The organism is Mycobacterium sp. NGS51, assembly GCF_059812525.1.
In genome coordinates, this window is sequence record NZ_JCALCV010000001.1 from 484,880 (window position 1) to 505,590 (window position 20,711).

General features: G+C 65.5%; 20 protein-coding genes. 10 read left to right on the forward strand and 10 right to left on the reverse strand.

Going from position 1 to position 20,711, the window contains the following annotated elements; all coding sequences use genetic code 11:
- Positions 1 to 27 precede the first annotated feature (27 nt).
- Together arfB and arfC are read left to right on the forward strand one after the other, a co-directional pair.
- Positions 28 to 180, forward strand: a complete 153-nt coding sequence (arfB, locus tag AC5Y5W_RS02540) for a channel accessory protein ArfB (protein ID WP_500022028.1) — start codon at positions 28 to 30, stop codon at positions 178 to 180.
- Complete coding sequence (gene arfC / locus AC5Y5W_RS02545) at positions 177 to 329, forward strand: channel accessory protein ArfC (protein ID WP_500022029.1); 153 nt, start codon at positions 177 to 179, stop codon at positions 327 to 329. The genes arfB and arfC overlap by 4 nt, the downstream gene beginning before the upstream one ends.
- A gap of 20 nt (positions 330 to 349) precedes the next feature.
- On the opposite strand, the gene AC5Y5W_RS02550 is transcribed toward arfC, so the two are convergent.
- Together AC5Y5W_RS02550 and prrA are read right to left on the reverse strand one after the other, a co-directional pair.
- The gene (locus AC5Y5W_RS02550; protein WP_500022030.1) at positions 350 to 1,690 is read right to left on the reverse strand and encodes a sensor histidine kinase; all 1,341 of its coding nucleotides are present in this window, start codon (positions 1,688 to 1,690) and stop codon (positions 350 to 352) included.
- A 10-nt stretch (positions 1,691 to 1,700) separates the two neighbouring features.
- Positions 1,701 to 2,402, reverse strand: a complete 702-nt coding sequence (gene prrA / locus AC5Y5W_RS02555) for a two-component system response regulator PrrA (RefSeq protein WP_499887105.1) — start codon at positions 2,400 to 2,402, stop codon at positions 1,701 to 1,703.
- A gap of 103 nt (positions 2,403 to 2,505) precedes the next feature.
- Between prrA and AC5Y5W_RS02560 the strand changes: the two genes are divergently transcribed.
- Positions 2,506 to 4,392, forward strand: coding sequence for an ABC transporter ATP-binding protein (locus AC5Y5W_RS02560; protein WP_500022031.1), 1,887 nt, complete (start codon positions 2,506 to 2,508; stop codon positions 4,390 to 4,392).
- Between the two features lie 38 nt (positions 4,393 to 4,430).
- Here the strand turns inward: AC5Y5W_RS02560 and AC5Y5W_RS02565 are convergent, their stop codons facing one another.
- Positions 4,431 to 5,903: a carboxyl transferase domain-containing protein gene (locus AC5Y5W_RS02565; RefSeq protein ID WP_500022032.1), complete on the reverse strand. Its 1,473-nt coding sequence runs from the start codon at positions 5,901 to 5,903 to the stop codon at positions 4,431 to 4,433.
- Between the two features lie 26 nt (positions 5,904 to 5,929).
- Here AC5Y5W_RS02565 and AC5Y5W_RS02570 point away from each other — a divergent pair, with 26 nt between their 5' ends.
- From AC5Y5W_RS02570 to AC5Y5W_RS02595, 6 genes are all read left to right on the forward strand, one after another.
- Positions 5,930 to 6,658, forward strand: a complete 729-nt coding sequence (locus AC5Y5W_RS02570) for an enoyl-CoA hydratase (protein WP_500022033.1) — start codon at positions 5,930 to 5,932, stop codon at positions 6,656 to 6,658.
- Positions 6,659 to 6,662: 4 nt separating this feature from the next.
- Positions 6,663 to 7,772, forward strand: a complete 1,110-nt coding sequence (locus AC5Y5W_RS02575) for an MBL fold metallo-hydrolase (RefSeq protein ID WP_500022034.1) — start codon at positions 6,663 to 6,665, stop codon at positions 7,770 to 7,772.
- A gap of 4 nt (positions 7,773 to 7,776) precedes the next feature.
- Entirely contained in the window at positions 7,777 to 10,167 is a 2,391-nt protein-coding gene (locus AC5Y5W_RS02580; protein WP_500022035.1) for a cation-translocating P-type ATPase, read from the forward strand.
- A 55-nt stretch (positions 10,168 to 10,222) separates the two neighbouring features.
- Complete coding sequence (locus AC5Y5W_RS02585) at positions 10,223 to 10,402, forward strand: antitoxin (RefSeq protein WP_499887094.1); 180 nt, start codon at positions 10,223 to 10,225, stop codon at positions 10,400 to 10,402.
- 2 nt (positions 10,403 to 10,404) lie between these two features.
- Positions 10,405 to 10,842, forward strand: a complete 438-nt coding sequence (locus AC5Y5W_RS02590; protein WP_499887093.1) for a type II toxin-antitoxin system Rv0910 family toxin — start codon at positions 10,405 to 10,407, stop codon at positions 10,840 to 10,842.
- 94 nt (positions 10,843 to 10,936) lie between these two features.
- A complete protein-coding gene (locus tag AC5Y5W_RS02595) occupies positions 10,937 to 11,710 on the forward strand; it encodes a VOC family protein (protein WP_500022036.1) in 774 nt (257 codons plus the stop codon).
- On the opposite strand, the gene AC5Y5W_RS02600 is transcribed toward AC5Y5W_RS02595, so the two are convergent.
- The gene (locus AC5Y5W_RS02600) at positions 11,707 to 12,147 is read right to left on the reverse strand and encodes a cupin domain-containing protein (RefSeq protein WP_500022037.1); all 441 of its coding nucleotides are present in this window, start codon (positions 12,145 to 12,147) and stop codon (positions 11,707 to 11,709) included. The genes AC5Y5W_RS02595 and AC5Y5W_RS02600 overlap by 4 nt on opposite strands.
- 34 nt (positions 12,148 to 12,181) lie before the next feature.
- Here AC5Y5W_RS02600 and AC5Y5W_RS02605 point away from each other — a divergent pair, with 34 nt between their 5' ends.
- Complete coding sequence (locus tag AC5Y5W_RS02605) at positions 12,182 to 12,622, forward strand: hypothetical protein (RefSeq protein ID WP_500022038.1); 441 nt, start codon at positions 12,182 to 12,184, stop codon at positions 12,620 to 12,622.
- Here AC5Y5W_RS02605 and AC5Y5W_RS02610 read toward each other — a convergent pair.
- The 6 genes from AC5Y5W_RS02610 to AC5Y5W_RS02635 form a co-directional block, all read right to left on the reverse strand.
- Positions 12,558 to 13,529, reverse strand: a complete 972-nt coding sequence (locus AC5Y5W_RS02610) for a winged helix-turn-helix transcriptional regulator (RefSeq protein WP_500022039.1) — start codon at positions 13,527 to 13,529, stop codon at positions 12,558 to 12,560. The two genes, AC5Y5W_RS02605 and AC5Y5W_RS02610, sit on opposite strands and share 65 nt — an antisense overlap.
- Positions 13,530 to 15,047, reverse strand: a complete 1,518-nt coding sequence (locus tag AC5Y5W_RS02615) for a carotenoid oxygenase family protein (protein ID WP_500022040.1) — start codon at positions 15,045 to 15,047, stop codon at positions 13,530 to 13,532.
- A gap of 4 nt (positions 15,048 to 15,051) precedes the next feature.
- Positions 15,052 to 16,269 carry an acetyl-CoA acetyltransferase gene (locus AC5Y5W_RS02620; RefSeq protein ID WP_500022041.1) on the reverse strand — a complete coding sequence of 406 codons (1,218 nt, stop codon included), beginning with the start codon at positions 16,267 to 16,269 and terminating at the stop codon, positions 15,052 to 15,054.
- A gap of 255 nt (positions 16,270 to 16,524) precedes the next feature.
- Positions 16,525 to 19,401 (reverse strand): MMPL/RND family transporter, encoded by a 2,877-nt coding sequence (locus AC5Y5W_RS02625; protein WP_500010064.1) that lies wholly within the window; start codon positions 19,399 to 19,401, stop codon positions 16,525 to 16,527.
- Positions 19,402 to 19,874: 473 nt separating this feature from the next.
- Positions 19,875 to 20,255, reverse strand: a complete 381-nt coding sequence (locus AC5Y5W_RS02630) for a type II toxin-antitoxin system VapC family toxin (RefSeq protein ID WP_500010065.1) — start codon at positions 20,253 to 20,255, stop codon at positions 19,875 to 19,877.
- Positions 20,252 to 20,494 carry an AbrB/MazE/SpoVT family DNA-binding domain-containing protein gene (locus AC5Y5W_RS02635; protein WP_500010066.1) on the reverse strand — a complete coding sequence of 81 codons (243 nt, stop codon included), beginning with the start codon at positions 20,492 to 20,494 and terminating at the stop codon, positions 20,252 to 20,254. Before AC5Y5W_RS02635 ends, AC5Y5W_RS02630 begins: the two co-directional genes overlap by 4 nt.
- Positions 20,495 to 20,711: the final 217 nt, after the last annotated feature.

The window sequence follows — 20,711 nt, forward strand, 5'->3', positions numbered from 1 at the left end:
GATCGCGGCCACTGAGGAGAATCCGATATGGACTTCGTCATCCAATGGCTCTGGTACCTCTTGGCTTTCGTGGTGGGTTCGGGGGTCGCCTGGGCGATCACCGTGGTGTCTGTCAAGCGCACCAGCGCAGAGCAGGCCCTCGCGGAGACGCCCGGTTCGCGTGAGATTGGAGCGCCATGACTGACCCGAACTGGTGGTTGATGGTGCTGGCTTTCGTGCTCGGGTTGGCGCTGACCTTCGCGCTGATGATTCGGCGGGTCAAACCTGATGTGCCGGCTGGCTCCGATGCCGCTGAGGACGACGCCACAACGGGCGGCGCTGCCGGCTGATCCGTACGTCGATGACGGAGTCAGCGTGGCGGGGGGAGTCGCAGTAACAGCCGCGCTCCGCCTAGCGGGCTGTTCTCCAGAGACGCGGTGCCGCCATGTAATTGCGCTTGCTGAGCCACCAGCGCCAGACCCAGGCCCGAGCCCGAATGCGAGGCCGTCGAGCCACGCGAGAACCGCTCGAACACCACGTGACGTTCCTCCTCGGGCACTCCGCTGCCGTTGTCGTCGACGGCGATTTCAACCCCGGCTCGCGAGCTGACCGCTGACAGCTGAACCCGGCTGGCGCCGCCATGTTTGACCGCGTTCGCGATCGCGTTGTCGACAGCCAGCCGCAACCCGGCCGGCAGCCCGACGATGATGCACGTCGGCGACGGGACTAGGGAGACATCGAGATCGGGGTAGACCCGCATGGCGTCGTGGGCTGCGCGATCCAGCAACTCGGTGATGTCGACTGGCACATGATCATCCGACGTCGACAACTCACCTTGGGCCAACCGCTCCAGTGCGCTCAGGGTGGCCTCGATGCGCGACTGCGTGCGGATCACGTCGTTGAGCACTTCCTTGCGTTGGTCGTCGGGCAGATCCAGCGTGGAGAGCACCTCGAGGTTGGTGCGCATCGCGGTCAGCGGAGTGCGCAGTTCATGCGACGACACCGCCGCGAAGTCGCGGGCCGACGCCAGCGCGTCTTTGGTGCGGTCCTGCTCGTTCCAGATTCGCTGCAGCATGCCCCGCATCGCCTCGGCGATTTCCACTGCCTCGGTCGCGCCGCGGACTTTCACCTGCGGCGCTTCGTCGCCGGCGTCGATCGCCCGGGTCTGCTGGGCCAGCCGTTTGAACGGTCGTACCGCGAATGCGGCCAGCAGCCAAGCAAACACCGCTGCCGCGCCAATCGCTAAGCCACAGATCAGAATCACTCGCCGGTGCCGGTTGTTGGTGCGCAGGATGGTGTCGTCGTAAGTGGCTCCTACCTCCACCGAAATCGGTTGCGGCGCCGGGATTTCGACGGTGCGTACCCGGTAGCGCACGCCGTCGACGTAGGTGTCTGCGTACCCGACGGGCAACTCCGGCAGCGTGATGTTTGCGTTGGAGGTCACTTGAGCGCCTTTGCGCACGGTGATCACCGTGTTCTGGTCGTTCGGCGATCGGGGAATCTCGTCGAGGCCGCGGGGCAGGAAGGGGATTGCGAAACCAGCCGCCTCGTCGAGTCGGCGGTCTAGCCGCTCCTTGCTGTCGCCGGTGATGCCGACCCACACCACGGTGCCGACGATGAGCACTGGGATCGCCGCACCGATCGCGGTCGCGATCACCACCCGGGTACGTAGCGAGGGCGTACGGGTAAGGATCCGGGACAAGAAGTTCATGGCCGCCTGGTCACTGCATGCGCAGTACGAATCCCACTCCGCGTACGGTGTGCAGCAGCCGCGGGCCGCCGCCGGCCTCCAGCTTGCGCCGCAGGTAGCCGATGAACACGTCGACCACGTTGGTGTCCGCAGCGAAGTCGTAGCCCCACACCAGCTCCAGCAGTTGAGCGCGCGACAGCACCGCGGTCTTGTGCTCGGCCAGCACCGCGAGCAGGTCGAATTCCCGCTTGGTCAGGTCGACGTCGACACCGTTGACGCGTGCCCGCCGGCCGGGGATGTCGACCTCCAGCGGGCCGACCGTGATGGTTTCCGACGAGGACGTCGCGGTGGATCCGCGGCGCCGCAGTAGCGCTTTGACCCGCGCTACCAGTTCGGCCAACACGAATGGTTTGACCAGGTAATCGTCAGCGCCGGCCTCCAAACCCATCACCCGGTCGTCGACCGAACTGCGCGCCGACAGCACACAAACCGGCACGTCGTTGTCCATGGCGCGCAGCGCGGTGACCACGCTGACGCCGTCCAGCACCGGCATGTTGATGTCGAGCACGATCGCATCCGGCCGGGTCTCAGTGGCACTGCGCAGCGCCTCGGCGCCGTCGACCGCGGTCGACACCTCGAAACCGGACAGCCGAAGGCCCCGTTCCAGCGAGGCCAGCACGTCGGAGTCGTCGTCGACGACCAAGACCCGGGGTGAGGTCGCACCAGTGTCCATGCGCCCATCTTGCCTGATCGAGACGCCGGGCTGTGGGAGGATCCGCCCGCGTCCCAGCGCGTCGATTGACCTCATCCTTTGTTGAGGTTTTACCGTCAAGCTCATGAGCATGGAATCGGTAGCGAGCCGCACGCTGTATCGCCAGATGCACGCGAGGTCGGGCGAGCTTCGCACCCTGGTGGGCCGGGGGTTGGTCGGGCGGATCTGGCGCTTCGCCGGGCACCATCATCGCAGGTTGGGTTTCTTTGTGGCTGTCAGCGTGGTCAGCGCGCTGCTGACCGTGGCGACGCCGGTGCTGGCCGGCAAGGTGGTCGACGAGATCGTCACCGGGGTGCACGCCGCGGCGGTGGTGCTGCTGGCATCGGTGATCGCGGCGGTGGCTGTCGCCGAGGCGGTGGTATCACTGCTGACCCGCTGGCTGTCGGCGCTGATCGGCGAGGGCCTGATCCTGGACCTGCGCACGGCGGTGTTCGACCACGTGCAGCGCATGCCGGTGGCGTTTTTCACCCGCACTCGCACCGGTGCGCTGGTCAGCCGACTGAGCAGCGACGTGATGGGAGCCCAGCGCGCATTCTCCGACACGCTCTCCGGTGTGGTGTCCAACTTGGTGACGCTGACGCTGACGCTGGTGGTGATGGCCGGCATCTCCTGGCAGATCACCCTGTTGTCGCTGCTGCTGGTACCGCTGTTCGTCGTTCCGGCCCGGCGCATCGGCACCACGATGGCGCGGCTGAGCCGGGAACGCGCCGCCTACAACGCCACGATGAACAGCCAGATGACCGAGCGGTTCTCCGCGCCCGGCGCCACCTTGGTCAAGCTCTTCGGTCGCCCCGACCGCGAGTCGCACGAGTTCGCGCTGCGGGCCTCTCGGGTGCGCGACATCGGGGTGAAGTCCTCGATGCTGCAGTCGGTGTTCATGAACTCGCTGACGCTGATGTCGGCGTTGGCGCTGGCGCTGGTGTACGGGTTGGGCGGTGTGCTGGCCATCGGCGGCCACTTGCAGGCCGGCGCCATCGTGTCGCTGGCACTGCTGCTGACCCGGCTGTACGCTCCGCTGACCGCGTTGGTCAATGCCCGGGTGGAGATCGCGAGTGCGTTGGTCAGCTTCGAGCGGGTTTTCGAGGTGCTCGATTTGGAGCCGCTGATCACCGAGCAGCCCGACGCCGTGCCGGTACCCGACGGCGGCATCTCGGTGCAGTTCGACGACGTGCGGTTCGCCTACCCGCCGGCGGACAAGGTGTCGCTGGCCTCGCTGGAGGAAGTGGCGACTCTCGACGATCGCGGGGGAGCGGAAGTGCTGCATGGCATTTCGTTCACCGCCGCGCCCGGTCAGATGGTGGCGCTGGTGGGGTCGTCCGGCGCCGGCAAGTCGACGATCGCCGCCCTGCTGGCCCGGCTCTACGACGTCGACTCCGGAGCAGTGCGCCTGTCGGGGGCCGACGTTCGCGACCTGACCACCGCATCACTGCGCGAGTCGGTCGGGCTGGTCACCCAGGACGGTCATTTGTTTCACGAGTCCATCCGGTCCAATTTGCGGCTGGCCGCGCCGCACGCCACTGACGACCAGTTGTGGCAGGCACTGCGACGCGCGCGGGTGGCCGATGTCGTCGCCGAGATGCCCGACGCGCTGGACACTGTGGTCGGCGAACGTGGCTATCGGCTTTCCGGCGGTCAGCGGCAGCGGCTGACGATCGCCAGGCTGCTGCTGGGAAATCCGCGAGTGGTCATCCTCGACGAGGCGACGGCCTCGCTGGATTCGTCGTCGGAAGCGGCTGTGCAGCAAGCGCTTTCAGAAGCCCTGGCCGGCCGGACGTCCATCGTCATCGCGCACCGGCTGTCCACCGTGCGGGCCGCCGATCAAATCCTCGTCGTGGAAGAGGGCCGGATCGTCGAGCGTGGCACCCACGAGCAGCTGCTGCGCCATGCCGGGCGGTACGCGGAGCTGTACGAGACCCAGTTCGGCGCGGCGGATTCCGAGGCGGCGGCATGACCCGTGGCATACCTGCTGCCTGACGGTTGAGCTCCGGGTCAGCGCAGCCCGATACGCCGGTAGCGCCGCAACCGCGCCGCCGTACGCTCGGCGTCCGCCACCCCGCGCAGCGCATGAAGCTCGGTGGCGATCATGCGGGAGAGGCGCTGGGAGAACTCGACGGGCTCGTCGGCGGCATCAGGGTACTCGGGCATCACCGCGTCGACGATCCCCGACGCCAACAAATCGGCCGACCGGATTCCTTGTGCGGCAGCCAGTTCAGCGGCGTGCGCGGTGTCGCGGAAGACGATCGCGCTGGCGCCTTCCGGCGGCAGCGGCGCCAGCCAGCCGTGGCGTGCGGCCAGGACCCGGTCGGCGGGCACCATCGCCAGCGCCGGCCCGCCGCTGCCCTGCCCCAACAGCACCGACACCGTCGGGGTGTCCAGTGTGACCAGATCGGACAGGCATCGGGCGATCTCACCGGCCAGCCCATCCTCCTCAGCCTCGGCCGACAGGGCCGGTCCGGCGGTGTCGATGACCAGGACCAGCGGCAGGCGCAGTTCGGCGGCCAGAGCCATGCCCCGGCGAGCCTCGCGCAGCGCTGCCGGCCCCACGATCCCGCCTACGACGCGTTGCTGGCCGAGGACAACTGCGGGCTGGCCGGCGAAGCGGGCCAGCGCCAACAGTGTTGTCGCCGCCTCGCCCTGGCCCGTGCCGGACAGCAGGACCAGGTCGGTGGCGCCGTGCCGCAGTAGATGCTTGACCCCGGGCCGATCGGGGCGTCGTGATGCGACCACCGAATCCCACGCTTCGACGTCGGGCATTTCCTCGACCGGCGCCGGCGCCGGTGGCGGCTCGGGATCGTCGGCGACCACCGTCAATGTGCGGTCCAGCGTTTCTCGGAGCTCCGCGAGCGGTATGACGCCGTCGATCACCCCGTGGCGCGCCAGGTTCTCGGCGGTCTGGATACCGGCCGGGAACGGTTCGCCATAGAGCTGCTCGTAGACGCGTGGTCCCAAAAAGCCCACCAGCGCTCCGGGCTGGGCGAGGGTCAGATGCCCAAGCGAACCCCATGACGCGAACACCCCGCCGGTTGTCGGATGGCGCAGATACACCAGGTAGGGCAGGTTCGCTTGCTTGTGCAAGGTGACGGCCGCGGCGATCTTCACCATCTGCAGGAATGCGACGGTGCCCTCCTGCATCCGGGTGCCCCCGGAGCTCGGCGATGCGACCAGCGCCAGCCGCTCGGCGGTCGCACGCTCTACGGCAGTCGTGATTCGCTCGGCCGCGGCGACGCCAATGGAACCGCCCAGGAAGCCGAACTCGCCGACCACCACGGCCACCCGACGACCGAACACCCGGCCCTCGCCGGTCAGCACCGACTCGTCACGTCCGGTCGCGGCGCGGGCCTTCGCCAGCTCGCGTGCATACGACTCGTTGGTCGGCACGGTCAGCGGCGTGTCGTCCCAGCTGGTGAAGGATCCATCGTCGAGCACGGCGTCGCGCAGTTCGACGGTCCCGATCCGGCTCACGAGGAGAGGCTAATAGGCTGGCCCGCATGATCGGTGTCACCCAGGTCGAACTCGTCATGACCATCGAGTTGCAGCGACCCGAACGGCGCAACGCGCTGAACTCCCAGCTTGTCGAGGAGTTGCGCGAGGCGGTGGAGAAGGCATCGGGGGAGAACGTCCGCGCGATCGTGCTGACCGGGCAGGGCACCGTATTCTGCGCCGGCGCGGACTTGAGCGGCGACGCGTTCGCCGCCGACTACCCGGACCGGCTCGTCGAGCTGCACAAAGTGTTGGATGCGTCGCCGATGCCGATTATCGGGGCGATCAACGGCCCCGCGATCGGCGCCGGGCTGCAACTGGCGATGCAATGTGACCTGCGGGTGGTGGCACCCGAAGCATTCTTCCAATTCCCCACGTCGAAATACGGCCTGGCGCTGGATAACTGGAGCATCCGTCGACTGGCGTCGCTGGTCGGCCATGGCCGTGCACGGGCGATGCTGCTGTCGGCGGAAAAGCTGAGCGCCGACGTCGCGTTGCAGACCGGTATGGCCAACCGGATCGGAACGCTGACCGAGGCACAAGAGTGGGCTGCCGAGATCGCCGGGCTGGCGCCGCTGGCGCTGCAGCACGCCAAGCGGGTGCTCAATGACGACGCCATCGAGGAGGCGAGTTCGGTCCACAAAGAGCTCTTCGACAAGGCGTGGGGCAGTCAGGACGTGATCGAAGCGCAGGTCGCTCGGGTGCAGAAGCGGCCACCGAAGTTTCAGGGGGCCTGACCGCATGCTGCGCGGAGCGCTGCGACTGGCCGCCGGCACGGTGACGCTGGCCGGTGGCGGGTGGGTGCTGCGCGCGGTGCACGGCGCACCGGCCGCGCTCGGCGCCGGCCCCGCCAAAATTCGTGCGGTCGCCGATCGCTCACCCAATTTCCACGACGGTGTCTTCACCAACCTCGAACCGGCGTCCCTGTTCAGCATGGACCGCGAGCAGCAGCGGCTGGTCCTGCGCGAGGTTCTCGGCGGACGGGCCGCCTCCCGGCCCTCGGCGCCGATCCCGATGGAATCGCCGCCGGGCTGCGACAGCAACTCCAGTGCTCTGGAGGTTTGCTGGTACGGCCATGCCACGGCGGTGCTCGATATCGACGGCTACCGCGTGCTGACCGATCCGGTGTGGAGTGAGCGCTGCTCACCGTCCGATGTCGTCGGTCCGCAGCGGATGCATCCGCCGCCGGGGGAGTTGGACGGACTGCCGGCTCTCGACGCCATTGTGATCAGCCACGACCACTACGACCATCTGGACGTCGACACCATCGTGGCGTTGGCCCGTAGCCAACGGGCACCGTTCGTCGTCCCACTCGGCGTCGGCGCGCACCTGCGCGAATGGGGGATTCCCGACCAGCGCATCATCGAACTCGACTGGAACGAAAGCACCCAGATCGACGAGCTCACCCTGATTTGCACACCGGCGCGGCATTTCTCCGGGCGGTTCCTGAACCGCAACACCACACTGTGGTCATCCTGGGCGATCATCGGTCCGAGCCATCGCGCGTTTTTCGCCGGTGACTCCGGATACACCACGAGCTTCGGGGAAATCGGCGCCGACCACGGACCGTTCGACGTCACGCTGATGCCGGTAGGTGCCTACAACAAGGCCTGGCCAGACATCCACATGAACCCCGAGGAGGCGGTCCGGGCGCACCTGGACATCGGTGGCCGACTGTTGGTGCCGATCCACTGGTGCACCTTCCGGCTGGCGCCACACCCGTGGGCCGAGCCGGTCGAGCGGCTGCTGGCCGCCGCCGAGGCATCCGACGTCCGAGTGGTGGTGCCCAAGCCTGGCCAGCGCGTGGATCCGAAGCGTCCGGCGGAATTCGAACCATGGTGGCGGCTTTGAGCCGATGACCACCTCGCTGAGCGCTGGCCTGTCCGACGCCGAGGTGGCGCAGCGGGTAGCAGACGGCAAGAGCAACGACGTCCCCGCGCGTGCGACGCGCAGCGTGCCAGAGATCATCCGCGCCAACGTCTTCACCCGCATCAACGCCATTTTGAGCGTGCTGTTGGTCATCGTGTTGGCGACCGGTTCGGTGATCAACGGCATGTTCGGCTTGCTCATCGTCGCCAACAGCATCGTCGGCATGGTTCAGGAGATCCGGGCCAAGCAGACGCTGGACAAGCTCGCGATTGTCGGTCAATCAAAACCGGTGGTGCGGCGGCAATCTGGGATTCGCGAGGTACTCGCCAACGAGGTGGTGCTCGACGACATCATCGAACTGGGTCCCGGTGACCAGGTCGTCGTCGACGGTGAACTGGTGGAGGCGGCCAGCCTCGAGATCGACGAGTCACTGCTCACGGGGGAGGCTGATGCCATCGGCAAGAGTGCCGGCGATCCGGTCATGTCCGGGAGTTTCGTCGTCGCCGGCATCGGCGCATACCGCGCCACCAAGGTGGGCCGGGAAGCCTATGCGGCCAGATTGGCCGAGGAAGCCAGCAAGTTCACGCTGGTGAAATCCGAACTGCGCGTCGGCATCAACAAAATCCTGCAGTTCATCACCTACCTGCTGGTGCCCGCCGGTCTGCTGACGATCTACAGCCAACTGTTCACCACGCACGCGGGCTGGCGGGAGTCGGTGCTGCGGATGGTCGGCGCGCTGGTGCCGATGGTGCCCGAAGGGCTGGTGCTGATGACCTCGATTGCGTTCGCGGTCGGCGTCATTCGGCTCGGCCAGCGGCAGTGCCTGGTGCAGGAATTGCCTGCCATCGAAGGCCTGGCACGAGTTGACGTGGTCTGCGCGGACAAGACCGGCACGCTGACCGAAAACGGCATGCGGGTCTCGGAGGTCGTCGAGGTCGCCGATTCGGGCCGACACCGCGAAGACCTCACCGACGTGCTGGCTTCGCTGGCTGTCGCCGACGCCCGGCCGAATGCCAGCATGCAGGCCATCGGCAGCGCCTATAACCGGCCGCCCGGCTGGGTAGCGACCGCGATGGCGCCGTTCAAGTCGGCGACCAAGTGGAGCGGCGCCTCCTACCGCGAACACGGCAACTGGGTGATCGGTGCGCCCGATGTGCTGGCCGATCCGACGTCGGCGGCCGCCCAGCAGGCCGAACAGATCGGCGCGCGGGGCCTGCGCGTCCTGCTGCTGGGGTCCAGTGATTTATCCGTCGAGCACCCGGATGCACCGGGCCGGGTGACGCCGATTGCGCTGGTCGTTCTCGAGCAGAAGGTGCGTCCCGACGCCCGCAAGACCCTGGAATATTTTGCCGCACAGCAGGTCTCGATAAAAGTCATCTCCGGCGACAACGCGGTGTCGGTTGGTGCGGTCGCCGACAAGCTTGGCCTGCACGGAGCGACCATGGATGCGCGGCGATTGCCCACCGAGCCGGCCGAGTTGGCCGACACGCTGGAGCAGTACACCACCTTCGGCCGAGTGCGTCCCGACCAGAAACGGGAGATCGTGCATGCGCTGCAGGCGCACGGGCACGCGGTGGCGATGACGGGCGACGGAGTCAACGACGTGCTGGCGCTCAAAGACGCCGACATCGGCGTCGCGATGGGCTCGGGCAGTCCGGCGTCGCGGGCGGTGGCACAGATCGTGTTGCTGGACAACAAATTCGCCACGCTGCCCTACGTCGTCGGCGAAGGCCGCCGGGTGATCGGCAATATCGAGCGGGTCGCGAATCTGTTCTTGACCAAAACGGTGTACTCGGTATTGCTGGCGCTGTTGGTGGGTATTGCCGGGCTGAGTTCAAAGCTGTTCGGCGCCGATCCGTTGCTGTTTCCCTTTCAGCCCATCCACGTCACGATCGCGGCCTGGTTCACCATCGGCGTTCCGGCGTTCATCCTGTCGCTGGCGCCCAACAACGAGCGCGCTCACCCCGGCTTTGTCCGCAGAGTCATGACGTCTGCGCTGCCCTTCGGACTCGTCGTCGGCATCGCCACGTTCATCTCGTACCTGGCGGCCTATCAGGGCCGCGCGGCCGGACCGGAGCAGCAGACCCAGGCGTCGACGGGTGCGCTGATCACGTTGCTGATGACCGCGATCTGGGTGCTGGCCGTGGTGGCGCGCCCCTATCAGTGGTGGCGGTTAGCGCTGGTAGTCGCGTCGGGGCTGGCCTATGCGGTGATCCTCAGTCTGCCGCTGGCACAGGAGAAGTTCCTGCTGGATCCCTCGAACCTGGTTATCACGTCGACGGCCATGGGCATCGGTGTGCTCGGTGCGGCGGCGGTCGAGGCGGTGTGGTGGATTCAGGGCTTTGCCTTGGGCGAACGCCGGCAGTTGTGGCAGTAGCGGCCCACGATACGAATAGCCGGACGATAGGCTCTGCAACGGAAGGGAGGGACTCATGGGATTCCTGGACAAGGCCAAGGATCTGTTGTCGCAGAACGCCGACAAGGTTGATCAGGCGATCGACAAAGCAGGTGATTTCGTCGACAACAAGACGCAAGGCAAATACAAGGACACCGTCGACAAGGTGCAGGACGCTGCCAAAAAGGCCGTCGACAAAGGCGACCCGCAGAATTAGTCATGGCAAAACTTTCCGGCTCCATCGATGTACCCCTGCCGCCCGAACAGGCCTGGGGACATGCCTCCGACCTCTCCCGCTTCAAGGATTGGCTGACCATTCACCGGGTCTGGCGCAGCAAACTTCCCGAGACCCTGGAAAAAGGCACGGTCATCGAGTCGATCGTCGAAGTCAAGGGCATGCCCAACCGGATCAAATGGACGATCGTGCATTACAAGCCACCGGAGGCCATGACCCTCAACGGCCAGGGCGTCGGCGGCGTAAAGGTCAAGCTGCTCGCCAAGGTCAAACCCAAGGGTGACGGCTCGGTCGTGAGTTTCGATGTGCATCTGGGTGGTCCGGCACTGTTCGGTCCGATCGGGATGGTGGTCGCGGGTGCACTCAAGGGCGATATCCGCGAGTCATTGCAGAAGTTCGTCACGGTGTTCGCCCCGGCGTGAGCCGGTTTGATGCGCGCCGCGATGAGTTTCGGCGTCAGCGGTAGTCGGTATCGGTGAACCCCGTACGGGTCTAGACCGCACCGAAGGGACCATCGTGCCCATTCGTCACGGCGCGCCGCTGGGCGCGCCCACCTGGATCGACCTGATGTCGTCAGACCTGGATCGCGCCCAAGACTTCTATGGCGCGGTGTTCGGCTGGTCCTTCGAATCGGCGGGCCCCGAATACGGCGGCTACATCAACGTCACCACCGCCGGGCGGCCGGTTGCCGGGCTGATGGCCAACAATCCGGAATGGCAGGGCCCCGACGCCTGGACCACTTACTTTCACACGGCTGACGTCAACGCCACCGTAACTGCGCTGACTGCGGCAGGAGGCTCGTCCTGCCTTGGGCCGATGGAGATACCGGCCAAGGGAACCATGAGCATGGCCATCGATCCGTCCGGCGCAGCGTTTGGCTTGTGGCAGCCGGCGGAGCACGTCGGTTTCGAGGTGATCGGTGAAGCCGGCGCACCGGTCTGGCACCAGCTGACGACACGTAACTACGGCGCCGCAGTCGACTTCTACCGCGAGATACTCGAATGGCGGACCGAGCAGATCTCCGACACCGATGAATTCCGTTACACCACGGCATGGTTCGGCGATCAGCAGTTGCTCGGGCTGATGGACGGCAGCAGTTGTCTGCCCGACGGCGTCCCGTCCCACTGGACGACGTTCTTCGGCGCCGAGGATGTCGACAAGACGCTGCAGGTGATCGCCGACAACGGCGGCACGGTCCTGCAGGCCGCCGAGGACACCCCCTATGGGCGGCTGGCCGCGGCGACCGACCCCGCGGGTGCGGTCTTCAACCTGTCCTCGCTGCAGGATTAATCTGCGCCGAGGCCAAAATCGGCGTAGTCGAAACCGGGCACTACGACGCAGCTGACCAGGCTGGGCCCGTCGTCGCGCGGTCTGGCCCGCTGCCAGTACCGCGGCGGCACCAGCAGCTGGGGTCGCTCACCGGCCAGGATGTCGCTACCGAGCACATGTGTTGTGCTGCTGTGTCGTTCGACTCCGATGTCGAGCAGCAGCGGACTGCCGCGATGATGCAGCCACAATTCGGCGCTGCGCACGGTGTGCCATGCGGACTGCTGACCCGGCATCAGCAGCAGCAAGATCGCTGTTCCGGCGCTGCGTGGACCGGTGTAGTCCGGTGGCAGTGCAGATTGTCCGACCGTGACATCGCTGCGCCAGGTCTGCCGGAACCAGCCGCCCTCGGGGTTGGGCGTCAAGTCCAGCTGGCGTGCCCAATCGGGTAGCTCGGTCATGCATCTACCCTAAAGTGCGCGCTACTGTCGCAGTATGTCCCGCCGCCTGCATCCTGGTTGGCTGGTTGCGCTGTTCGCCGCCGTGGTGTCGATCAGCACGTGGCTGCCGTGGTTGGCGACTGGCGTCAACGGCGGCGGCCGGGCGAACGCCATCGGTGGCAGCATGGGAAGCCTGGACCTGCCGCGCGGATTCGGGACGGGACAGCTGATCGTCTTGCTCTCGTCGACGCTGCTGGTGGCCGGCGCGATGGTCGGCCGCGGCCTCTCAGTCAAGCTGGCATCGATTGCCGCGCTGATCCTTTCAGCGTTGATTGCGGCGTTGACGATCTGGTATTACGACGTGAATGTCAGTCCGCCGGTATCGGCGGCCTACGGCTTGTATGTCGGTTTCGTCGGCGCTGCGGGCGCGGTCATGTGTTCAGTGTGGGCGTTGGCGTCGTCGCTCTATCGCGCCCGGAGGCTTCGATCGCGCTGATCTGGGCACCTGCCAGCCGCTGAGCACACTGGTCGCAGCTCAACTCGCCGGTGAACGCCGCACCGCAACCGCGGTGGGTCAGCAGCACCGCCGGTCCCTCGGGTGCGTGAAACCACTGCTGCCCGTATTGCAGTGCGGTGATCAGCACCGGGAAGAATGCCCGTCCCTTTTCCGTCAGTTGGTAGCGAGCGTTGTGCGGGCCGTCCAGTCGCGACGTCGTCAGCACACCGGTCGCGCAGAATGTCTGCAGCCGGCCGGCCAGCAGTGTGGGCGGCGCCCCGAGCTGGCACTGAAAGTCGGTATAGCGGGTGGCTCCCAAGTAGGTGCACACCAATAACGCGGCCGACCAACGGTTTCCGAATACGCTCATGGTCTCGGGAAACAGTCCCGCCTGAGTCTGTCCGTCGCCGGCAGCCGTTCGGCGACGGGTCACCGCCTCGGGCACCGACCGTGGCCACGAGCCGCTGGGCCCCCATCGGACCGCCACCTGCTTCTCGGTCACTACCTCGGCGCATGACCGGCACGTCAACAACGGCGCGAAATCAGTGCCGCAGACGTGGTGGCGCATGTCGGGAAGCCAAGGGGTGTGCTCGGGCGCCCAGCGTCGCTCCCACTCCCAAATCGACAGCAGCACCGGCCACAACGACCGGCCGCGTTCGGTGAGCCGATATTCGGCGCGGACCGGACGCGTCTGGTAGGCCATCCGGTTCAACAACCCGTTCTGTGTCAGCGCCCGCAACCGGTTGGTGAGAACCGAATTGCAGATCGGCAATCGCGCCATGAACTCGCCGTAGCGAGTCGCTCCCAATAGTGCCTGCTGGGTGATCAGCAGCGTCCACTCGTCGCCGAGCAACCCCAGGATCCGGCCCACCGCGTTGGTGCCTCCGGGAGTTAGTGCGGTCGGCACCTACAGTCCGATCGCTTCGGCTGCCGAGTCGACGGAATCCCAGCACCGCAGCTGCGGCCCAGGCGCCCACGTGGAATGGGTGCCACTGGAAATACGCTCCGGCAGCAGGAGTTTGCATACCGGACCATCGCCGAGCTGTGCGGCATCGAACACCAAGCAGTAGGAGGCATCGGCGTTCATGTCGGTGATCAGCGTGACCAAATAGCCGTCGTCTTCACTGCCGCCACGTGGGCGCGGCGCCATCGCGGTTTCGCTTCCGAAGATGCCGTCACCAAACGCATAGCGCTGCTCGCGGCCGGTGAGCACGTCGTGTTTGACCAGCCCGTCGAACAGGAACCAGCCGGGCTTACCGGTGGCGGCGTAGGCATAGCGGTAGCCGCGGGTGGTGTAATCGGCATTGATCATGCCGAATTCGGTGATGGTCTCCGACAACGGTTCTTCTCGCACCGAGCCGGTCACCAGGTTGAGCCGCCACCGGTGCAGTCGTGCCTGCATGCGGTCGAGGGCCAGAAAGCGAAAGGCCCGTTGCCATTTGGTGCCGGTGCCGGTGTCGGCCGGCTCGGGGTCGGCCTGGAAGAAGCCGTCCAGCACAATGTCATCGCCGTCCTCGTAGGCGTTGACGAAATGCAGCACGAACGTGGGCTCGGCTTCGAACCATCGAATGTCAGCAGGGTGCCCGCGTCGCGGCAGCACCCCGAACCGCGACGGCATCTCGCGATGGAACCGCGCCACGTGTAGACCGCGGGTCAGCAGCTCGGGCTCCCAGAACAGCGGGAAATCGTTGAGAACGACATAGTTTTCGGTGAATGCCATGTCGTGTGGCAGCCGCGGCCCCGGTAACGGGACATCGACATAGTGCACCAGGTTGTTGTCCGCGTCGACGACCCCGTAGTGCATGTACGGAGCGCGCTTGCCGTAGTTGAAGAACAGTAGTTCGCCGGTCTTGGCGTCGACCTTGGGGTGTGCCGAGACTCCCCAGTCGAACGGAAACCGACCGTTCCACTGTGCTTTACCAAGGGTTTCGGCGGAGTATGGGTCGACCCGATACAGATCACCACACTGGTAAAAACTGGTCAGCGCGGTTCCCCGGTGCACGATGACGTCGGTGCTCGACGCGTCCTTCATCCTGCCCCGGGCGCCCCACCCGTCGTCGCGTCGGGCCAGCGTCGGCGGCTCGGCCAGGCCCGGCCACAACGGCCCGCCGGCGTCGTTTTCGGCCAGGAAGCCATCGGTGCGGATGAAGCGGTTGCGGTAGAAGGCCTTTCCGTCGCGGAAGCCGACGACGTGCAGCATCCCGTCGCCGTCGAACGGGTGATATGTCTTCAACGCCGGATGCAGCGGATTTTCCGTGTTGCGCAGATAAACACCGTCGAGATCGGCGGGGATTTCACCCTCGACAGCGGTGAGGTCGTCGCCATCCCATTCGGTGCTCTGGGGCCGCCACGGACCGGTCCGGTACGGGTGGTCGTCGTCCTCGGGCAGCGTGGAAAGGAATTTGCCGACGATCTCGACGTCCACGTGATCAGCCCGCTGCCGCACTGACGACGAAGCTGACCGTGGTCGCGGTGCTACCGCCAAAGTTCAAGGTGGCGAAGGTTTTCGCGTTCTCGACCTGATAGTCGCCGGCTGTTCCGCTGACCTGCTTGGCCGCGTCGACGAGCATCCGTATCCCGGATGCGCCGACGGGATGTCCGCCGCCGATCAGCCCGCCGCTGGGATTGACCGGCAGTCGGCCGCCGATTTCGAGTTCGCCGTTTTCGATGGCCTTCCACGACTCGCCGGGTCCGGTCAGGCCGACGTGGTCGATGGCCAGGTATTCGCTCGGTGTGAAGCAGTCGTGCACCTCGATGCCATCGAGGTCCTCGAGCGATACCGCAGCGCGGCCGAACGCATCCAGTGCGGCCGCCCGCACATGCGGTAGCACGTAGGGGTTTTCGGCTGCATGGACCAGCTTTTGCCGCAGGCCCAGCCCAACGGTGCGATGCCCCCATCCGACGATGCGGCCGAGGGGATGCGCGTTGGGATGCGCACGCAGGTAGCGATCGGTGACCAGGATCAGTCCTGCCCCGCCGTCGGTCATCTGACTGCAGTCGAACCGTCGCAGCCGGCCCTCGATGACGGGATTGCTCGCGTCGTCGTCGCTGATCGGGTCGGGGACCGTCCAGTCGCGGGTTTGCGCATTGGGGTTTCGGCGCGCGTTGGCGAAGTTGAGTTCTGCGATCGCGCGCAGATGGGCGTCGTCCAACCCGTAGCGGCGGTCATACTCGTCAGCGACCTGAGCGAACATCGACGGCCACAGAAACTTCGCCCCGGCCCCTTCGTGTCCGGTCCAGGCGGCGGCGCCCAGGTGCTGGGCGGCGATGTCGCCGGGAACGGTCTTCTCCAACTCGACGCCGATGACCAGCGCGGTGTCGTAGTTTCCCGCGCGCAGATCGGCGATCGCCGCCAGCGTCGCCACGCTGCCCGATGCGCAGGCGGCTTCGTGCCGGGAGGCCGGCACGTCCCACAGCGACTCGCACACGCTGGCCGGCATCGCGCCGAGGTGAGCCTGTGCGGCAAACATCTCCCCGAATGCGTTGCCGACGTGGACCACGCCGATTTCGGACCCATCCATTTTGGCCGCAGCGAGCGTGGCGTCGACAACTTCGCTGGTCAGGTCTGCAAAGTCGAGACTTTCCTTGGTGAGGTTACGTGCGAAGTCGCTTTGGTAGCCGCCGAGAATCCACAGGCCCGGGTCCATGCCCGCACGCTACTACAACTAAGAGAGTGACGTAAGCCCGTTCCCGGAACGCCGGGCGCGTGGGGGGTGACGGAGACGGCCTCGTCGGCTCTCGGCTGAACCGACGAGACCTGAGCGGATGCGCCGGTCGACCGACGTACCCGCCTGTTGCAAGAACATTGCCGCTGGCGGCGATTGACAAACATGGCCGCCGGTGGCCGGCTGAGACCACTCTGCAAGTCATCGACCCTCGTGATGACCCGGCGCTGGTCGGCTTTAGACCCGATGATGCTGTGGCAGAAAGCTTTTGGGCACAGGTCGGGTGCGGACCCGTTGCGGCCACCAGAACCAGCGGCCCAGTAGCGCGGCGATCGACGGCGTCATAAACGAGCGCACTACCAGGGTGTCGAACAACAGGCCCAGGCCGATGGTGGTGCCGACCTGGCCGAGGCCGCGCAGCTCGCTGACCACCATCGAGGACATCGTGAAGGCGAACACCAGGCCGGCCGAGGTCACGACCGAGCCACTGCCGCCCATCGCCCGGATAATGCCGGTGTTCAGTCCGGCGTGGATCTCCTCTTTGAACCGCGCCACCAGCAGCAGGTTGTAGTCCGACCCCACCGCCAGCAGGATGATGAGCGCCATGGGCAGCACCCACCAATCCAGTTCGAGGCCGATGAGGTGCTGCCAGATGAGTACCGAGAGCCCGAAGGCGCTGCCCAGCGACAGCGTCACGGTGCCCACGATGACCGCGGCGGCGATGACGCTTCGGGTGATGATCAACATGATGATGAAAATCAGGCACAGCGACGCGATTCCGACGATGAGCAGGTCATAGCTGGTGCCCGTGGCGAGGTCGTTATACATCGCCGCTGCACCGCCGAGGTAAATTTTGGAGCCTTCCAGCGGGGTGCCTTTGATGGCCTCGTGCACGGCGTGTTTGACCGGTTCGACGCGCGAGATGCCCTCCGCTGACATCGGTTCGCCTTCGTGGGAGATGATCATCCGCACCGCATGGCCATCCGGAGACAGGAACATCTTGAGGCCGCGCTTGAAATCGGGGTTGTCGAATGCTTCGGGGGGCAGATAGAAGGAGTCGTCGTTTTTGGCCTCGTCGAAGGCGTGGCCCATCGCCGACTGGTTCTTCATCATTTCTGCCATCTGATCCTGCAGCCCACCCATGGTCTGCTGCATGGTCAGCTGCATGACCCGCATGCTTTTCATCGTTTCGATCATCGGCGGCATCACCGTGAGCATCTGCGGGATCAGCGTGTCCAGCCGGTCCATGTCAGGCATCAGATTCTGAATGTCATCGGTCATGATGTCGACGCTGTCGAACGCTTCGAGCACCGAGCGCAGCGACCAGCAGATCGGGATGTCATAGCAGTGCTTTTCCCAATAGAAATAGCTGCGGAACGGGCGCCACATGTCTTCGAAATCGGCCATATGCACCCGCAAATCCTGGATATGGGCTTCCATGTCGTGCATCTTGGTGACCATGCTGTGGGTGGTCTCGGCCATGCCCCGGGTGATCTCGAGCATCTGTTCCATGCTGGTGATGGTGCGCGCCATGTCCTCACCCATCACCAACATGTCTTTCATGCGGTCTTGCATGTATTGCATGTTCAGTTGCTGGGTGGTGCCCTGCATGCTGATCGCAAACGGGATCGACGCGTGGTTGATCGGGGTGCCCAGGGGTCGGGTGATGGCCTGCACCCGCCCGATGCCTGAGGTGCGAAAGACCGCCTTGGCCACCTTGTCGATGACCAAAAAGTCCGCGGGGTTGCGCATGTCGTGGTCGGTCTCGACCAACAACAGATCCGGGTTCATCCGGGCCTGGGAGAAATGCCGATCCGCGGCCGCATACCCCTCATTGGCCGGGATATCGGCCGGCAGATATTTGCGATCGTTATAGCCGGCCTTATAGCCCGGCAGCGTGATCAGCCCGACCAGCGCGACGGCTATCGTCGCGATCAACACCGGACCCGGCCAGCGCACCACCGCTGCGCCGATCTTGCGCCAACCCCGAATCCGCATGGCCCGCTTGGGTTCCAGCAGACCGAACCGGCTGGCCACCGCCACCACTGCGGCGCCTAATGTCATCGCGGCGGCAACGGTCACGAGCATGCCGATGGCCAACGGGACACCCAAAGTCTGGAAGTAGGGCATCCGGGTGAAGCGCAGGCAGAACGTTGCGCCGGCGATCGTCAGCCCCGAGCCCAGGATCACATGGCTGGTGCCGCGATACATCGTGTAGAACGCATTCTCCCGATCCTCGCCGGCGCTACGCGCCTCTTGATAGCGGCCGATCAGGAAGATCGCGTAGTCGGTCGAGGCCGCGATCGCCAACATCACCAGCAGATTGGTCGCAAACGTCGAGAGCCCAATGAGGTTGTGGTAGGCCAGGAATGCCACGAAGCCGCGGGTCGCCGCGAGGTTCAGGAAGACCGTCGTCAGCATTAACAGCACCGTGGCGATGGACCGGTAGAAGTACAGCAGCATGCTGGTGATCACCAGGAAGGTGAGCCCGGTGATCAGCTGGAGGCTGCGGTCCCCGGCAATATTCTGGTCAGCCTGGAGCGGGGCGTCGCCGGTCACGTAGGCGTCGACGCCGGGCGGCGCGGGCGTCTTCTTGATGATGTCCTGGACGGCCTTGACCGACTCGTTGGCCAGGCTCTCCCCCTGGTTACCCGCGAGATAGACCTGGACGTAGGCGGCCAGGCCGTCCGGGCTTTGCGAACCGGCCGCGGTCAGCGGATCGCTCCAGAAGTCCTGGACGTTCTGGACGTGTTTGGTATCCGCCCGCAGTTGGGCGACCAATTGGTTGTAGTAGTCATGGGCCGCGTCACCCAGTGGCTGCTGACCCTCCAACACGATCATCGCCGAACTGTCGGAATCGAACTCTTTGAAAACCTTGCCGACGCGCTTGATCGCGATCATCGACGGGGCGTCCTGGGGATTCATCGACACCGTGCGCATCTGTCCCACCACTTCTAGCTGGGGGACGATGACATTCAGCAGCACCGTGACCGCCACCCATGCAAGGATGATCGGCACCGCCAACCGGTGGATCCACAGCGGCAAGCGCTCCCGCACCGCCTGGACCGGGGCAGGCAGGGCGTCAGTCGGCGCCTCGGTGACGTCGGCGCTCATGCGGGCTCCACCAAGCAGAAGGTCTGGGCGTTCACGCCGGTCGAGATCCTCTCTTCGTTGAAGCCACCGTAGCTGTGCCGCCGCGATCGATGGTGATCGACAACGTAAGCGCCAATCGTGGGTGCTCGCCGCTGTCAAGCTTCGGCCGAAGTAGTACAGCGGCGATAAGTGTCCCCGGCGCGGTGCCCCGGCAGGATTCGAAACTGATAGACATAGGCTTTAGGAGAGCCTGCGAGCCCGCCTGGTTGAGGTACCAAAATTCTTGTGAGCTGGCGATATAGCGCCGCCTGGCACCATTCGAAACCGCGGCGTGTCGCGAATTCATCGACCAAGCACCGACCACAGGTGGGCGTCCGATTCGGGGCTTGGAAAGAAGAAAGCCGTGGAGTAGCTGGCAGTTCTTCGTCGCGCCGTGCTGGCTCACAATCGAACGGTTGCAGGATTGCTTGGCCATTGCGGCGCACCTTGCTCCTTTACCGCAGCAGGCGGACCCGGATGGGTAGGTCGAGCTGGGACCACGCGCGATCGGCGGTCAGCACCTCCGCGGGCGTGCTGCGCACCGTCAAGGCGAGGCAGCAGCGATCGCCCAAAGACAACCCACGTCCGCCGGCCAAGGACCGCATTGCACCGGCCAGTTCGGCGTCGGCTTCGGTCAGCGGCTCGATGGTGACGCCAGCGGCAGCGAGCAATTCACGGACTCGGCTGACGTCGAGATCGGCGTCAACAAGCTTGCCAATGACTTCGGCGAGGTTCGCAGCGCCCAAGGAGGCAGAATTTAGTTCGGTTGCCACCAGGTCGGCGCCGGGCTCGTCATGAACAAGAGCCAGTACTGCAGACGCATCTAGGACTGTCACTCGGCCTCAGCGGCCAGACGCCGGTCAGCAAGCAACTCCTCGACAAGCGAGCGGTCCCTTGGAAGTTCGGCTCCAAGGGCCCGTAGCTCAGCCACGGCGTCCTGCTGTCGTTCGAGCACCAGCCGCTGACCAGTCACATGCAGGTGCAAGCGATCACCGGAAGTCAGGCCCAACGCGGTCCGGATGTCGGCTGGGATCACCAGCCGACCTTGCTGGCCCAAAACCAATGTGGCATCCACGACTTAATCATGCCACATACCGTATCGACGTGCCACAAAGTGCGCTGCAGGAAGATTCAGAAAGCTCTGTCATGGATTCGTCGCGACGACGACGCCGCGGCCCGCCAGACCATCGCGGATGAGTCGGCACCGCCTGATACCAAAAAGTACCGACCAAGCACCGGTCAGTGCAGAGCAAAGAGGACTAGGTAGTCGGCCTAGAAACCATCACTGAACT

Bases quoted from the DNA above. Each gene is read 5' to 3' on its own strand.
- arfB (WP_500022028.1), top strand. From the start codon at position 28: ATGGACTTCGTCATCCAATGGCTCTGGTACCTCTTGGCTTTCGTGGTG.
- arfC (WP_500022029.1), top strand. From the start codon at position 177: ATGACTGACCCGAACTGGTGGTTGATGGTGCTGGCTTTCGTGCTCGGG.
- AC5Y5W_RS02550 (WP_500022030.1), bottom strand. From the start codon at position 1,690: ATGAACTTCTTGTCCCGGATCCTTACCCGTACGCCCTCGCTACGTACC.
- prrA (WP_499887105.1), bottom strand. From the start codon at position 2,402: ATGGACACTGGTGCGACCTCACCCCGGGTCTTGGTCGTCGACGACGAC.
- AC5Y5W_RS02560 (WP_500022031.1), top strand. From the start codon at position 2,506: ATGAGCATGGAATCGGTAGCGAGCCGCACGCTGTATCGCCAGATGCAC.
- AC5Y5W_RS02570 (WP_500022033.1), top strand. From the start codon at position 5,930: ATGATCGGTGTCACCCAGGTCGAACTCGTCATGACCATCGAGTTGCAG.
- AC5Y5W_RS02575 (WP_500022034.1), top strand. From the start codon at position 6,663: ATGCTGCGCGGAGCGCTGCGACTGGCCGCCGGCACGGTGACGCTGGCC.
- AC5Y5W_RS02580 (WP_500022035.1), top strand. From the start codon at position 7,777: ATGACCACCTCGCTGAGCGCTGGCCTGTCCGACGCCGAGGTGGCGCAG.
- AC5Y5W_RS02585 (WP_499887094.1), top strand. From the start codon at position 10,223: ATGGGATTCCTGGACAAGGCCAAGGATCTGTTGTCGCAGAACGCCGAC.
- AC5Y5W_RS02590 (WP_499887093.1), top strand. From the start codon at position 10,405: ATGGCAAAACTTTCCGGCTCCATCGATGTACCCCTGCCGCCCGAACAG.
- AC5Y5W_RS02600 (WP_500022037.1), bottom strand. From the start codon at position 12,147: ATGACCGAGCTACCCGATTGGGCACGCCAGCTGGACTTGACGCCCAAC.
- AC5Y5W_RS02605 (WP_500022038.1), top strand. From the start codon at position 12,182: ATGTCCCGCCGCCTGCATCCTGGTTGGCTGGTTGCGCTGTTCGCCGCC.
- AC5Y5W_RS02620 (WP_500022041.1), bottom strand. From the start codon at position 16,269: ATGGACCCGGGCCTGTGGATTCTCGGCGGCTACCAAAGCGACTTCGCA.
- AC5Y5W_RS02625 (WP_500010064.1), bottom strand. From the start codon at position 19,401: ATGAGCGCCGACGTCACCGAGGCGCCGACTGACGCCCTGCCTGCCCCG.